Source organism: Devosia sp. (assembly GCF_040509215.1).
GTDB lineage: Bacteria > Pseudomonadota > Alphaproteobacteria > Rhizobiales > Devosiaceae > Devosia.
In genome coordinates, this window is the sequence record NZ_JBEVLL010000074.1 from 1 (window position 1) to 14,020 (window position 14,020).

Sequence of the window (14,020 nt, forward strand, 5' to 3'; positions counted from 1 at the left end):
GTCCTACGGCTGGGGTGTCATTCCGGTCGAGGCTGTGATCGGTGGGGTCGTGTTCCGCACTTCGCTCTTTCCCAAGGAGGGTGGCTATCTATTGCCGCTCAAGGACGCGGTGCGCAGGAAGATCGACATTCCAGAAAGTGGCCTGTTTGAGATCAGCATGGTCGTGGGACCGGCCTGACGGCAGAAGGCCCCGCCGGAGCGGGGCCCTTGGTGTGGAGGCTGCACAAGGGAAAACCTCAGGCAACGGCGCGGAGCTGCGGCTTGCCTCCGCCAGCCTGGGCTACGGCCCAGTTGAGGGCCATGTCGGCAACCTGTTCCCAACCCTTGTCCATCAGCGTCCAGTGCGAACGATCCTCGAAGATGTGGAGGTCGGTGCGCGTTTTGGCCTTGCGCTGCTTCTTGTAGATGGCGCGGGTCATCGAAGCATCGGCGATAAGGTCCTTGCCGCCGCCGATCAGGAGGAGCGGGGCGCGGTTCTGCTTGGCCCAGTCGATCTTGATCGGGTTGACGACGCCGTTCCAGTAGACCCGGCCGGGGGTCGGGACGATGTAGCGATCATAGTTGGCGTCGACATCGGCGATATCCTGGGTCTGGGCGAAGCGACTGGCGAAGAAGTCGCGGCTCATCACCTTGGCCTTCTTCCACGAGAAGAGATCGGAAAAGACCGGCAGGGCAGAGACGATGGCATTGGGGCCAAGCGGCACGCCAGGCGTTGGTGCGGGGTTGATGGCGACGCCGGCAACACCGAGACCGCGGGACAGCAGATGCTGGACGAAGACACCGCCGAGCGAGTGACCGATCAGGATCGGCTTTTCAGGAAGAGCGCGGATGATGGCTTCGTAGTGGTCGAGGATCTGGTTCTGGCCGAGGGTGGCGAGTTCGGCGGCCGGGGCAGCGCGGAGCTGGGCCGGGCTGCGATTGTCAAAGGGCCAGTCGGCGGCGATGACATTGTAGCCCTGGGCTTCGTAACGGGCCTTCACCTTTTCCCAGGAAAGAGCATTGAGCCAGGCGCCATGGATGAGAACGATCGTGTTGGTCATTTTAGTCTCCTCAGTGTTTGGCGAACCCCTTGTTCGCCGTTCATGAGGAGAGACTAGGCTCGATTTGCCGCTGTCGGGATTGGCGGATATGACATTAGCAGGTCCAAAAGTGACAAACGCTGCGAGGTTCTCATGAAGACCGTCGATGTGGCCCTGATGCTCTACCCCAATTGCCAGATGGCGTCCGTGCATGGGCTTGGGGATCTCTTCTCCGTCGCCAATCAATATGCGTCCGATCACGGGGGCGCGGTGCGCATCCGCTCTTATCAATGGTCCCTGGATATGGGGGCGGAGGAACGTCCGGCCTATGTGATTGTGCCGGGGCGGTTGACGCCGCCGATGGAGAAGGGCGAAGCGCGGGACATTTCCGCGTGGCTGCGCGATTGCCATGGGCAAGGGGCAACGATTGCCTCGGTCTGCGTCGGGGCCTTTATTCTTGGGCATAGCGGATTGCTCGATGGGCGGCGAGCGACGACGCATTGGTACTATACCGAGGCGTTCAAGGCGGCGTTTCCCGAGAGCAAGCTGGCGCCGGGCGATATTCTCATCGAGGACGGCGATATCATCACGGCGGCAGGGATGATGGCCTGGACCGATCTCGGACTGCGGCTGGTGCATCGCATTCTTGGGCCGACGGTGATGGCGGATACGGCAAAATTCCTGCTGGTTGATCCGGCGGGGCGCGAGCAGCGGCACTATTCGCGTTTTGCGCCCAACCTGACCCATGGCGACAAGGCGATCCTGAAGGTTCAACACTGGCTGCAGGCGCGGGCGGGCAAGGAAGTGTCCGTCGAGGCCATGTCGGCCGAGGCAGGGTTGGAGACGCGGACGTTTTTGCGCCGTTTTCAGAAGGCGACGGGCGTTCGCCCGACCGAATATGTGCAGGACCTGCGGGTGGCATTGGCGCGCGAGAAGCTCGAATTCAGCCGGGACACGGTGGAACAGATCGCCTGGGACGTTGGTTACAAGGACCCCGCCGCATTTCGGCGCGTGTTTCAGCGCATTACCGGGCTGGGCGTTGGCGCCTATCGCGAGCGCTTCAATGCCAATGCCGTGCTGGGAAACCTAGCCTAAAGACTCCAGGCGCATGCTGGGCTTGGGAGAGGGACTGCGCTGAACCAAGTCGACGTTTGCGGCGTTTAGTTGACGTTTACGTAAAGCTTGTTAGAGTGCGGTCAACAAATGCTGCGTCATGGTCTAGGGTGGCGTGAGGCATAAGGGCTGGTTCCGCTCAGATCGGTCCGGCGGTTTGGCATGGCGGGCGACGCCTCCAATCTTGGTGTCGCGCCGTCCGAGGAGGACAGTGCAGTGACCCTATTGCTTATCTTGATTGCCGTTGCGGTGTTCGCCACGCTGGCCATGCGCGAAAGCCCGCTCTGGCAGTGGGGCGCGGCGGCGGTCGCCATTGGTCTCCTGTCGGGCGTGCAGTTTGCAACGAGCGGAGCGACCTACGGCCTGGGCTTTGGCAGTTGGGTTCTCATCGTCTTTGGTGCGATCCTGCTGGCGCTCAGCCTCGAGCCGCTGCGCAAGGCCGTGCTGATCACGCCGATCTTCGGAGCCGTCAAATCCATCCTGCCCAAGGTGAGCCGCACGGAACAGGAAGCGCTCGATGCCGGTACTGTGGGCTGGGATGCGGAGCTGTTTTCGGGGCGTCCGGACTGGGACAAGCTGACCAAAATTCGCCCACTGACGCTGTCGGCGGAAGAGCAGGCCTTTCTCGACAACGAGACTGAAACTGCCTGCAGGATGATCGACGACTGGGATATCCGCCACAACCGCGCGGACCTGTCGCCAGAACTCTGGCAGTTTCTGCGCGACAAGGGATTCTTGGGCATGCTCATCGGCAAGGAGCATGGCGGTCTCGGTTTTACCGCGCAGGCGCAGTCGATGATCGTGTCAAAGATCGCCAGCCGTTCGGTGGCTGCTGGCATTACCGTCATGGTGCCCAATTCGCTCGGACCGGGCGAGCTGCTCGAAAAATATGGCACGCCGGCGCAGAAGGAGAAGTATCTCCATCGCCTCGCGACCGGTCAGGATATTCCCTGCTTCGCGCTGACCGGCGTGCATTCGGGTTCGGATGCTGGCGGCATGCGCGATATCGGCATTGTCACCAAGGGTATGTGGAACGGGCAGGAGACGCTTGGTGTCAACCTCACCTTCGACAAGCGCTATATTACGCTGGCGCCGATTGCGACGCTGGTGGGTCTGGCGTTCATCCTCAAGGACCCGGACAATCTGCTCGGGCGCGGCGAGGATGTCGGCATTACGCTGGCGCTTATTCCCAGCGAGCATCCCGGCCTTGATATTGGCCGACGGCATTTTCCGGCACGTCAGGCCTTCATGAATGGCCCGGTGCGCGGCACCAATATGTTCGTGCCCATCGACTACCTGATCGGCGGCACCGACTATGCCGGGCAGGGCTGGCGCATGCTGATGGAGTGCCTCGCCACCGGTCGCGCCATTTCGCTGCCGGCCATTGGCTCGATCTCGATCAAGGCGACGCTGCGCGCCACGTCGGCCTATGCCCGCGTGCGTCGGCAGTTCGGCATTCCGGTTGGGACCATGGAGGGCGTCGCCGAGCCGCTCGGCGAGATGATCAAGCGCGCCTATAGTTTCGAGGCGGCGCGGCGGCTGACGGCGTCGATGGTCGATGAGGGCCAGCGTCCGGCTGTTATCGCGGGGCTGCTGAAATACACCACCACCGAAGCCATGCGCGACAGCATGGACGATGCCTTCGATATCCAGGGTGGCCGCGCCATTCAGGATGGGCCGGGCAATTATCTCTTCGGCGCCTATCAGGCGCTGCCGGTGGCGATCACCGTAGAAGGCGCGAATATTTTGACGCGCACGCTGATGACCTTTGCGCAGGGCGTGTTGCGCGCGCATCCCTATCTCCTCAAGGAAGTGCAGGCGGCGCAGAACAAAGATCGCAAGGCGGGAATCGACGCGTTCGACAAGGCATTTGGCGGGCATACCGGCTTCATGCTGCGCAATATCGTGGCGAGCTTCCTCCATGGCCTCACCAATGGCGCCTTTGCCTCTTCGCCCAATGATGGGCCGATGGCGGGGTGGTATCGGAAGCTCCATCGCTATTCGCAGGACTATGCGCTGGTGGCCGATTGGACGACGGTGGTTCTGGGCGGAGCGCTGAAGCGTAAGCAGAAGCTGTCGGGCCGCATGGCCGATCTTCTGGGCGATCTCTACCTGATGTCGGCGACGCTGAAGCGGTTCGACGAAGAGGGCCGGATTGCCGAGGACAAGGAGCTGGTCGAAGCCATCATGGCCGACCGGATCGCGTCGATCGAAAAGAGCTTTGGCGAAGTGTTCGACAATTTCCCCAATCCCTTCTTTGCCTGGGCCATGCGCATTCTATGCTTCCCGTTGGGGCGGCATGCCAAGCGCGCCAGTGACCGGGTCAATTATCGCTTCGTGCGCGCCGTGCTGCGGCCGGGTGCTTTCCGCGACCGGTTGACGACGGGCGTCTATGTCACGACGGACCCAAATGACGTCACGGGCGTTCTCGAAGATGCGTTCATCAAGGTGACGGAGGCCGAGGAAATCGAGGCCCGGTTCATCAAGGCGTCGCGTCGTGGCGTGTTCGAGCGGCGGCTCGATCGCGATGCGATTGTCGATGCGGTCAAGGCCGGGGTCATCAATGACAACGAGGCCGGGATCATGCGGGCGGCGGATGAAGCGACGGAACGAGCGGTGCATGTCGATGATTTCGACAAGGACATCCTGAAACATACCGAGCCGCGCGCGGCAGCCGAATAAGAAGCCGGCGGATCGACAGGGAATACCGAGGAGCAAGCATGATCGCCCCACAGGCAACCGAGACCAAGCACTGGAGCTTCCATACCGATATCGAGAATATCGGCTGGCTCACGATCAACTCGCCCGGCGGGCCGGTGAATGTGCTGAGCCGCGAAGCCATCATGGAACTCGAAACGCTGGTGGCGCGGTTCGAGGACCTTGCCAATAGCAAGGAACTGGTTGGCGTGGTGCTGCTCTCGGGCAAGGAGAGTGGCTTTATCGCGGGGGCCGACGTTTCCGAGTTCGATGCGATGAGCGACTTTTCGGTGCTGCCCGAGGCGCTGCGGCGCACGCATGCGCTGTTCGCCCGGATCGAGAATCTCAAAATTCCGTTCGTTGCCGGTATTCACGGGTTCTGTCTCGGCGGCGGGCTCGAATTGGCCTTGGCCTGCCACTATCGCATCGCGGTCAATGACGACAAAACCCGCATCGGATTTCCAGAGGTCAATCTCGGGATTTTCCCGGGCTTTGGCGGCACCGGTCGTTCGATCCGTCAGGCGGGTCCGGTCGATGCCATGCAGATCATGCTGACGGGCAAGATGCTCAAGGCTGGCGCGGCGCGGGGGCTCAATCTCGTCGACAAGCTCGTAAGGCATCGCGACATGCTGCGCTGGGAAGGCCGCAAGGCGGTGCTGCAGAACCGCAAGTCAAAGCCGGCAGGTTTTGCCAAGCGCGCCATGGCCGGGCCGCTGTTGCGCGACTATGTCGCCAACAAGATGCGTGAAGAGGTCGGCAAGAAGGCCAATCGCGTCAACTACCCGGCGCCCTATGCGCTGATCGAGCTGTTCGAAAAGCACGGCAATGACTGGCAGGCTATGGTGCGCGGGGAGGTCGATGCCTTTGTGCCGCTGATGGGCTCGCCGACGGCCACCAATTTGCGGCGTGTGTTCTTCATGTCCGAAGGGCTCAAGAAGCAGGGGCTCAAGGGCGCCAAATTCTCGCGCGTGCATGTGATCGGCGCGGGCGTGATGGGCGGCGATATTGCGGCCTGGTGCGCCTATCGCGGCATGAGCGTCACGCTGCAGGACCTAGATATGGCGCGCATTCAGCCCGCGCTCGATCGGGCCAAGAAGCTGTTCCAGAAGCGCTACAAGAAGAAGCGCGAAGTCGACGCTGCCATGCTGCGGCTGACGCCGGACCCGCAGGGCAATGGCGTGCCGCGCGCCGATGTGATCATCGAGGCTGTGGTCGAAAAGCTCGGAGTGAAGCAGTCGATCTTTTCGGGGGTCGAAGCCAAGCTCAAGCCGGGCGCGATCCTTGCGACCAATACGTCTTCCATCGAGCTGGAGCGCATTGCCGAGGCGCTGAAGGAGCCGGGGCGGTTGATCGGGCTGCATTTCTTCAACCCGGTGGCGCAACTGCCGCTGGTTGAGGTGATCAAGTCAAAATTCAATTCCGATGAGGCCATCGGCAAAGGCGCGAGCTTTGCGCTGGCCATCGGGAAGTCGCCGGTGGTGGTCAAGTCGGCGCCGGGCTTTTTGGTCAATCGCGTGCTCATGCCCTACATGCTCGGTGCCGTCGAACGGGTCGAGCGCGGCGAGAGCAAGGAATTGCTCGATGCGGCGGCGGTGGCCTTTGGAATGCCGATGGGGCCGATCGAACTGATGGATACGGTCGGGCTCGATGTCGGCAAGTCGGTGGCGACCGAATTGGGTCATGCCGTGCCGTCGGATAGCAAGTTTGCCCGTTTGATTGCGGAGGGCAAGCTGGGCCGCAAGACCAATGAAGGCTTTTACAAATGGGAGAATGGCAAGACCGTCAAAGGTTCGACGCCGCCCCATGGAGATCTCGTGGCGCTCGGCCGTGAGCTGGTGAAGCCGCTTGTCGACATGACCGAGGTGGTGCTGAGCGAGGGCGTTGTCGCCAATGCCGATCTGGCCGATGTCGGCGTCATCATGGGTACGGGCTTTGCGCCATTCCTCGGCGGGCCATTGCGCGCACGCGCCGATGGCCGGGCTTGAGGGGAGAACAAAAACATGACTGAACTCAAGCGCGTTGCCATTGTCGGCTCTGCCCGTATCCCCTTCGCTCGCGGTGGCACAGCCTATGCGGATGAAACCAATCTCTCCATGCTCGCCACGACCCTTGGTGGGCTTGCGGACAAGTATGGTCTCAGGGGCGAAAAGGTGGATGAGGTGATTGCCGGCGCGGTGATCAACCATTCGCGTGATTTCAATATTGCCCGCGAAGCGTTGCTCGACGCGGGTTTGTCGCCGCGCACGCCGGGCACGACGCTGCAGATCGCCTGCGGCACCAGCCTTCAGGCGGCGTTGGTACTGGCCGGCAAGATTGCTTCAGGGCAAATAGATAGCGGCATTGCCGCGGGGTCCGATACGGTTTCGGATAGTCCCATTGTCTTTGGCTCGAAATTCCAGCATCGCCTGCTCGATGCCAATGCCGCCAAGACGACGGGTGGCAAATTGCAGGCATTCACCAAGGGTTTTTCCTTTGGTGAACTGGCGCCGGTGGCGCCTTCGGTCAACGAACCGCGTACCGGCATGTCCATGGGTCAGCATTGCGAATTGATGGCCCGCGAATGGGGCATCTCGCGCCGGGCGCAGGACGAGCTGGCAGTGGCGAGCCACAAAAATGCGGCGAAGGCCTATGACGAGGGTTTCCACGATGACCTGCTCGTTCAGTGTGCCGGGCTGGTGCGGGACAACAATGTTCGCGCCGACAGCAATCTCGACAAGATGTCGACGCTGAAGCCGGCTTTCGACAAGTCTTCGGGTCATGGCACTTTGACGGCGGGCAATTCGACGCCGCTGACCGATGGTGCTTCGAGCGTGCTGCTCGCGAGCGAGGAATGGGCCAAGGCGCGGGGTCTGCCGATCCTCGCCTATCTCACTGTCGGTCGTGTTGCGGGCAATGACTTTGCGCATGGCGAGGGCCTCCTCATGGCGCCGACCATTGCCGTTGCCGAAATGCTCCAGCGCGCCGGGCTCGGCTTTGCCGATATCGATTACTTTGAGCTGCACGAGGCTTTTGCGGCGCAGGTTCTGTGCACGCTAAAAGCCTGGAAAGACCCGACCTATTGCAAGGATGTGCTGGGCCGTGATGCTGTGCTCGGCGAGATCGATCCGGCCAAGATCAATGTGAAGGGCTCGAGCCTTGCCTATGGCCATCCCTTCGCCGCGACCGGCGCACGCATTCTCGGCGTTACTGCAAAACTGCTGTCCGAACAGGCAAACAAAAGAGCGCTGATTTCCGTGTGCACAGCGGGTGGCATGGGCGTCGCGGCGCTGGTAGAAAGTGCGGCATGAGTGACAATGTCGTAAAATTCCGGGTTCCGCCAAAGAAGCCCGAACCGCCCCAGCCCAAGCCGCCAAGGGGCCCAATGCCCAACTGGCTGCCCTTTGCCGTGCTCTTCGCATTGGCATTGGCAATCTATTTTGTGAGCCAGTCCGGCTTTATTGGCTGACGGACGCCCGAGCCGAAATCGAACATCCCAACTGGCCGCGCTCGCTCAAGGCGAGCGTGGTCTTTGGTGTTTTGCACAGGTTTGCGGAACGTCTTTGCCAAAAGACCCTTCGCCTGAGAATGTCTTGCTACGGTTGTCGAGATGTTAACAAAAGGTCGCACCTTTACGCTTAGGTCAATGTTTTGCTTGTCAGTGGACGCTTTCGCGAGATACCGTCCAGCCATCTTGGACGAGGGAGCTACCCTTTGTGCGAGGGGGTTGAGCCGTGTGGGCAAACACGCGGCCGAATGAATTCAAGAATTCCACCAAGAATTCCACAAGGAGATGGGACGAGAATGAAGTTCACCACTGCCATTAAGGCGATTGCGACTGCCGGCGCGATGGCGCTGATGATGTCGACGGCGGCTTCCGCCGTGACGCTGCAGCTCCACAATGGTGGCGATCCGGGTACGCTGGATCCGCACAAGGCCTCCGGCGACTGGGAAAACCGCGTTATCGGCGACTATATTGAAGGTCTGCTGACCGAGAATGCCAAGGCCGAGGCCATTCCAGGCCAGGCTGAAAGCTGGGAAATCTCGGAAGACGGCACCGTCTACACCTTCAAGCTGCGCGACGGCATCCAGTGGTCCGATGGCACTCCGGTGACCGCAGGCGACTTCGTCTTCGCCTTCCAGCGTCTGTTCGATCCCAAGACCGCTGCGGACTACGCTTACCTCCAGTTCCCGATCAAGAACTCGGAAAAGATCAACTCGGGCGAAATCACCGATTTCAACGAGCTCGGCGTCAAGGCTATCGACGACAAGACGCTCGAAATCACCCTCGAGGCATCGACCCCGTTCTTCCTCGACGCGCTGACCCACTACACCGCCTATCCGGTGCCGAAGCATCTCGTCGAGAAGCTTGGCGACGACTGGACCAAGGTTGAGAACATCGTCGGCAACGGCCCGTACCTGATCAAGGAATGGCTGCCGGGCTCCTATGTCCGTTCGGAAAAGAACGCTGACTATTACGATGCCGCCAATGTCCAGATCGATGAAGTGTTCTACCACGTTCTCGAAGATCAGGCCGCGGCGCTCAACCGCTACCGCGCCGGCGAATTCGACATTCTGACCGACTTCCCCGCTGACCAGTATCAGTGGCTGCAGGACAACCTGCCGGGCGAAGCGCATGTGGTGCCGTTCCTCGGTGTCTACTACTACGTGATGAACCAGGAAGAGGGCCAGGTGCTCTCCGACGTCCGCATCCGCGAAGCGCTGTCGACCACGGTCGTGCGCGAAGTGATCGGGCCCGATATCCTGGGCACGGGCGAACTGCCGGCCTATGGCTGGGTCCCGCCGGGCACCAACAACTATGTCGACACCGCCTATGCGCCGGAATGGGCTTCCATTCCCTACGAAGACCGCGTTGCCCATGCCAAGGAACTGATGACCGAAGCCGGTTATGGTCCTGACAAGCCGCTGACCCTGCAGCTTCGCTACAACACCAATGACAACCACCAGCGTATCGCTGTGGCGATCGCCGCCATGTGGGAGCCGCTTGGTGTGAAGGTTGAGCTGTTCAACGCTGAAACCGCTGTTCACTACGACGCCCTGCGCGCCGGTGACTTCCAGGTTGGCCGTGCCGGCTGGCTGCTCGACTACAACGATCCGTCCAACACGCTCGACCTGCTCAAGAAGGGCGTCGATCAGGGCGGCACGATGAACTGGGGCAACAACTACGGCCGTTACTCGAACGACGAGTTCAACGAGCTGATGGTTCAGGCTTCGACCGAGCTCGATCTGGCTGCCCGCGGCGAACTCCTCGCCAAGGCCGAAAAGATCGCCATGGACGAATTCGCTGCGATCCCGATCTACTGGTACGTGTCCAAGGACGTCGTATCGCCCAAGATCTCGGGCTTCGAAGAGAACGCCAAGAACATCTTCCGCACCCGCTGGCTCTCGAAGTCGGAATAAGCGGATAGAATGAGATCGTGGGGGCCCTGAGCCCCCACGGTTCTTTTGCCGTATAGCGCCCTCCGGCCTTTCCGTTTCCGGCGCTTCGGAGGTTTATTAGAGCATCGGATACGTCCGAAAACCGCTTCGCACTTTCGGTCTGATGCCCTTGGAGTCCTAACACATGTTGGCCTATGCCTTCCGGCGCGTGCTTTCGGCTATTCCGATTGCACTGATCGCCGTCACAGCCTGTTTTTTCATTCTTCGCCTGGCGCCCGGTGGCCCCTTCGATGGCGAACGCGCGCTGCCGCCCACTGTGCTGGCCAATCTGCGTGCGCATTACAGCCTCGATCAACCGCTGATCATGCAGTACTTCATCTATGTGGGACGGCTGCTCCAGGGTGATCTCGGCCCCTCGATGGTCATCGACGGTTTCCGCGTGGCGGACCTGATCCGCATCGGTTTCCCCTTCACGCTCACCCTGGCGCTCTATGCTTTCGTGATCGCTACGGCCATCGGTATCGTCGCGGGCATGCTCTCTGCGGTGTATCAGAACAAGTGGCCTGACTATGTCATGGTGCTGGTCGTGATGATCGGCGTGGTCATTCCCAATTTCCTCAACGCGGCGCTGTTGCAGCTGGTTTTCGGCGTGCATCTGGGCTGGCTGCCGGCGGGGGGATGGGTCTCGGGCTCGGTCGCCCATCTCGTGTTGCCCGTCACGGTTCTTGCCTGGCCCCATGCCGCGCGTATCAGTCGGCTCATGCGTGGCTCGATGATCGAAGTCTTGGGATCGAACTATGTACGCACGGCGCGCGCCAAGGGCCTGGGTGAACGTCTCGTCCTTGCCCGGCACGCCATCAAGCCGGCGCTTCTCCCCGTCGTTTCCTATCTCGGACCTGGCCTTTCCTATCTCCTCACCGGCTCATTGGCCGTGGAGCAAATCTTTGGCCTCCCAGGCATCGGCAAGTACTTTGTGACCGCGGCGCTCAACCGCGACTATGGCATCGTGCTCGGCACGACGATCCTTTACATGTTCATCATCCTCGCCCTCAATCTCCTCGTCGACCTGGTCTATGCCTGGCTCGACCCCAAGGTGAGGTATCGCTGATGCCCGGCCTTACCGGTAAAGACCAGGTCCTGACGGACTACGCCAACAAGCTGGCAGTGCTCGATGCGCCCAAGGGCCGTTCGCTGACCCAGGACGCCTTGCGGCGCCTGTCGAAGAACAAGGCTGCGGTCGTTTCGATCGGCATCGTTATCCTGATCGTTCTCGTCGCCTTCATCGGCCCCTATTTCGTGCCGTGGGGTTATTCGGAGGTCGACTGGACCTCGATCCGCAAGCCGCCGGATTTCGACAAGGGCCACTATTTCGGCACCGACCAGAACGGTCGCGACATGCTGGCTCGCGTGCTGCAGGGCACGCAGATGAGCCTGATCGTGGCGGCCGTGGCGACTGTCGTTTCCGTCACTATCGGTGTCGTCTACGGCGCGGTGTCGGGCTATTTCGGCGGTCGCGTCGACTCGCTGATGATGCGCTTCGTCGACGTGATGTATGCGCTCCCCTACATCCTCTTCGTTATCATTCTCGTGGTGATGTTCGGGCGTAATCCGGTGCTGCTGTTCGTCGGCATCGGTGCCATCGAATGGCTGACCATGGCGCGCATCGTGCGTGGACAGACGCTCTCCATCAAGGAGAAAGAGTTCATCGAGGCGGCGCGTGCCAGCGGGGCCAAGCCCTTTGCCATCATCATGCGTCACATCGTGCCCAACCTCTCCGGACCCGTTGTGATCTACGCCACCCTGACGATCCCCGAGATCATCATCGCGGAAAGCTTCCTCTCCTATCTCGGCCTTGGTGTGCAGGAGCCGCAGACGTCTCTGGGTACGCTGATTTCTGCCGGTGCCCCGGTGGCCGAAGTTCTGCCCTGGATGCTGCTCGGGCCTGCCGTCGTGCTGGTCACGCTGCTGCTCTGCCTCACCTATATCGGCGATGGTCTGCGCGACGCGCTTGACCCCAAGGAGCGGTAAGGAGGCACATCAATGGCATTGCTAGAAGTCAAAAATCTCAAGATCGACTTCCTCACGCATGATGGCACCGTCCACGCCGTGAAGGATCTCAGCTATACGCTCGAAAAGGGCAAGACGCTCGCCATCGTCGGCGAGAGTGGTTCGGGCAAGACCCAGGGCGCCTTCGCGCTTATGGGCCTCCTGCCCAAGAATGGCCGGGCCTCTGGTTCGGTCATGTTCGACGGCAAGCAAATCCTCAACCTGCCGACCAAGGAGTTGAGGTCCTATCGCGCCGAGCGCATCGGGATCATCTTCCAAGACCCGATGACCTCGCTCAATCCATATCTCCGCATTTCGCGCCAGATGACGGAGGTGCTGGAGTTGCACCGTGGCATGAGCCATAGCGCGGCCCTGGCCGAGAGCGTGCGCATGCTCGAGGCGGTGCGCATTCCCGACGCGAAGAACCGCGTGCATATGTATCCGCACGAGTTCTCGGGCGGCATGCGGCAGCGTGTCATGATCGCCATGTCGTTGCTCTGCAGCCCGGAACTGTTGATTGCCGACGAACCGACGACGGCGCTCGACGTGACGGTGCAGGCCGAGATCATCGATCTGCTCGTCGACCTGCAGGAGGATTTCAACACCGCCATCATCCTCATCACCCACGATCTCGGGATCGTGGCGGGGACCTGCGAGGATACGCTCGTGATGTTCGATGGACGGGTGATGGAATATCGCAAGACGGCCGATATCTTCGACAAGCCCGAGCACCCCTATACGCAGGGCCTCCTTGCGGCGGTGCCGCGGCTCGACAGAAAGGTGGAGCGCCTTTCGACCGTTTCCTACGACTTTATGGCCGCAAAGGGTGAAGCATGACGGACCGGGAACCCATTCTGAAAGTCCGTGACCTGTCGGTGGAATTTACCATCGGCTCCGGCGGTCTTTTTGGCGCCACCAAGATCCTGCGCGCGGTCAAGAACGTTTCCTTTGATCTTTATCAGGGCGAAACGCTCGGGATCGTGGGCGAGAGCGGCTGCGGAAAATCGACGCTGTCGCGGGCGATCATCCGGCTGCTGCCGGCGACCTCGGGCGAGGCCGTGTGGCTTGGCCGCGATATCCAGAAGATGAACCCGAACGAGCTTCTGGGCCTGCGCAAGGACATCCAGATGATCTTCCAGGATCCTCTGGCTTCGCTCAATCCGCGCATGACGGCCGGCGACATCATCGCCGAACCGCTCAAGATCCATATGCCAGACATCGGCAAGGCCGAGCGCGCGGTTCGGGTTGCCGAGATGATGCAGAAGGTTGGGCTGCTGCCCAACATGATCAACAAGTATCCGCACGAATTTTCGGGCGGGCAGTGCCAGCGTATCGGCATTGCGCGAGCGCTGATTACCAATCCCAAGCTGATCATCTGCGACGAGGCCGTGTCGGCGCTCGACGTGTCGATCCGCGCGCAGGTGGTCAACCTCCTGATGGACCTGCAGAAGGAACTGGGCATTTCGCTGCTGTTCATCTCGCACGACATCGCCGTCGTCCGGCACATCGCCCAGCGCATCATGGTGCTCTACTTTGGCGAAGTGGTCGAAATCGGCGAGGCCGAGCAGGTGACCATGGATCCGCACCATGACTATACCAAGCGCCTGATCGCTTCGGTGCCGGTGCCTGATCCCAAGGTGGAAATGGAGCGCCGCGAGGAGCGGCGACGCCTGCGCAAGGCAACCGTCAAAACGGCGGCCTAAGAGACCAGAAAGGCCGGGGAAACCCGGCCTTTTTCATTTCAGGTTCGATAATCCGTCAAGGTCGGA

Annotated in this window: 12 protein-coding genes; 11 read left to right on the forward strand and 1 reads right to left on the reverse strand. The window is 61.1% G+C overall.

The features are described 5' to 3' along the window. The coding region (locus tag ABW043_RS04135) for a DUF1905 domain-containing protein (protein WP_353919979.1) at positions 1–178 on the forward strand (178 nt) is incomplete at its 5' end. A 58-nt stretch (positions 179–236) separates the two neighbouring features. On the opposite strand, the gene ABW043_RS04140 is transcribed toward ABW043_RS04135, so the two are convergent. Beyond that, positions 237–1,040, reverse strand: coding sequence for an alpha/beta hydrolase (locus ABW043_RS04140; protein WP_353919968.1), 804 nt, complete (start codon positions 1,038–1,040; stop codon positions 237–239). A gap of 132 nt (positions 1,041–1,172) precedes the next feature. Here ABW043_RS04140 and ABW043_RS04145 point away from each other — a divergent pair, with 132 nt between their 5' ends. The 10 genes from ABW043_RS04145 to ABW043_RS04190 all read left to right on the forward strand — a co-directional run bounded on the left by ABW043_RS04145 (position 1,173) and on the right by ABW043_RS04190 (position 13,954). Then, positions 1,173–2,114 (forward strand): GlxA family transcriptional regulator, encoded by a 942-nt coding sequence (locus ABW043_RS04145; protein ID WP_353919969.1) that lies wholly within the window; start codon positions 1,173–1,175, stop codon positions 2,112–2,114. A 234-nt stretch (positions 2,115–2,348) separates the two neighbouring features. After that, on the forward strand, positions 2,349–4,814 hold the full coding sequence (locus ABW043_RS04150) for an acyl-CoA dehydrogenase (RefSeq protein ID WP_353919970.1): 2,466 nt from the start codon (positions 2,349–2,351) through the stop codon (positions 4,812–4,814). 38 nt (positions 4,815–4,852) lie between these two features. Further along, positions 4,853–6,814, forward strand: coding sequence for a 3-hydroxyacyl-CoA dehydrogenase NAD-binding domain-containing protein (locus ABW043_RS04155; protein ID WP_353919971.1), 1,962 nt, complete (start codon positions 4,853–4,855; stop codon positions 6,812–6,814). A gap of 15 nt (positions 6,815–6,829) precedes the next feature. Then, positions 6,830–8,116, forward strand: a complete 1,287-nt coding sequence (locus ABW043_RS04160) for an acetyl-CoA C-acetyltransferase (RefSeq protein WP_353919972.1) — start codon at positions 6,830–6,832, stop codon at positions 8,114–8,116. After that, positions 8,113–8,274 carry a hypothetical protein gene (locus ABW043_RS04165; RefSeq protein ID WP_353919973.1) on the forward strand — a complete coding sequence of 54 codons (162 nt, stop codon included), beginning with the start codon at positions 8,113–8,115 and terminating at the stop codon, positions 8,272–8,274. Before ABW043_RS04160 ends, ABW043_RS04165 begins: the two co-directional genes overlap by 4 nt. Before the next feature lie 335 nt (positions 8,275–8,609). Next, positions 8,610–10,226, forward strand: a complete 1,617-nt coding sequence (locus ABW043_RS04170; protein ID WP_353919974.1) for a peptide ABC transporter substrate-binding protein — start codon at positions 8,610–8,612, stop codon at positions 10,224–10,226. A gap of 163 nt (positions 10,227–10,389) precedes the next feature. Continuing rightward, positions 10,390–11,313, forward strand: coding sequence for an ABC transporter permease (locus ABW043_RS04175; protein ID WP_353919975.1), 924 nt, complete (start codon positions 10,390–10,392; stop codon positions 11,311–11,313). Continuing rightward, entirely contained in the window at positions 11,313–12,233 is a 921-nt protein-coding gene (locus ABW043_RS04180) for an ABC transporter permease (RefSeq protein WP_353919976.1), read from the forward strand. Before ABW043_RS04175 ends, ABW043_RS04180 begins: the two co-directional genes overlap by 1 nt. Positions 12,234–12,245: 12 nt before the next feature. Then, the gene (locus ABW043_RS04185; protein ID WP_353919977.1) at positions 12,246–13,088 is read left to right on the forward strand and encodes an ATP-binding cassette domain-containing protein; all 843 of its coding nucleotides are present in this window, start codon (positions 12,246–12,248) and stop codon (positions 13,086–13,088) included. Then, positions 13,085–13,954, forward strand: coding sequence for an ABC transporter ATP-binding protein (locus ABW043_RS04190; RefSeq protein ID WP_353919978.1), 870 nt, complete (start codon positions 13,085–13,087; stop codon positions 13,952–13,954). Before ABW043_RS04185 ends, ABW043_RS04190 begins: the two co-directional genes overlap by 4 nt. Positions 13,955–14,020: the final 66 nt, after the last annotated feature.

Bases quoted from the DNA above. Each gene is read 5' to 3' on its own strand.
- ABW043_RS04165 (WP_353919973.1), top strand. From the start codon at position 8,113: ATGAGTGACAATGTCGTAAAATTCCGGGTTCCGCCAAAGAAGCCCGAA.
- ABW043_RS04175 (WP_353919975.1), top strand. From the start codon at position 10,390: ATGTTGGCCTATGCCTTCCGGCGCGTGCTTTCGGCTATTCCGATTGCA.
- ABW043_RS04145 (WP_353919969.1), top strand. From the start codon at position 1,173: ATGAAGACCGTCGATGTGGCCCTGATGCTCTACCCCAATTGCCAGATG.
- ABW043_RS04190 (WP_353919978.1), top strand. From the start codon at position 13,085: ATGACGGACCGGGAACCCATTCTGAAAGTCCGTGACCTGTCGGTGGAA.
- ABW043_RS04170 (WP_353919974.1), top strand. From the start codon at position 8,610: ATGAAGTTCACCACTGCCATTAAGGCGATTGCGACTGCCGGCGCGATG.
- ABW043_RS04185 (WP_353919977.1), top strand. From the start codon at position 12,246: ATGGCATTGCTAGAAGTCAAAAATCTCAAGATCGACTTCCTCACGCAT.
- ABW043_RS04180 (WP_353919976.1), top strand. From the start codon at position 11,313: ATGCCCGGCCTTACCGGTAAAGACCAGGTCCTGACGGACTACGCCAAC.
- ABW043_RS04155 (WP_353919971.1), top strand. From the start codon at position 4,853: ATGATCGCCCCACAGGCAACCGAGACCAAGCACTGGAGCTTCCATACC.
- ABW043_RS04160 (WP_353919972.1), top strand. From the start codon at position 6,830: ATGACTGAACTCAAGCGCGTTGCCATTGTCGGCTCTGCCCGTATCCCC.
- ABW043_RS04140 (WP_353919968.1), bottom strand. From the start codon at position 1,040: ATGACCAACACGATCGTTCTCATCCATGGCGCCTGGCTCAATGCTCTT.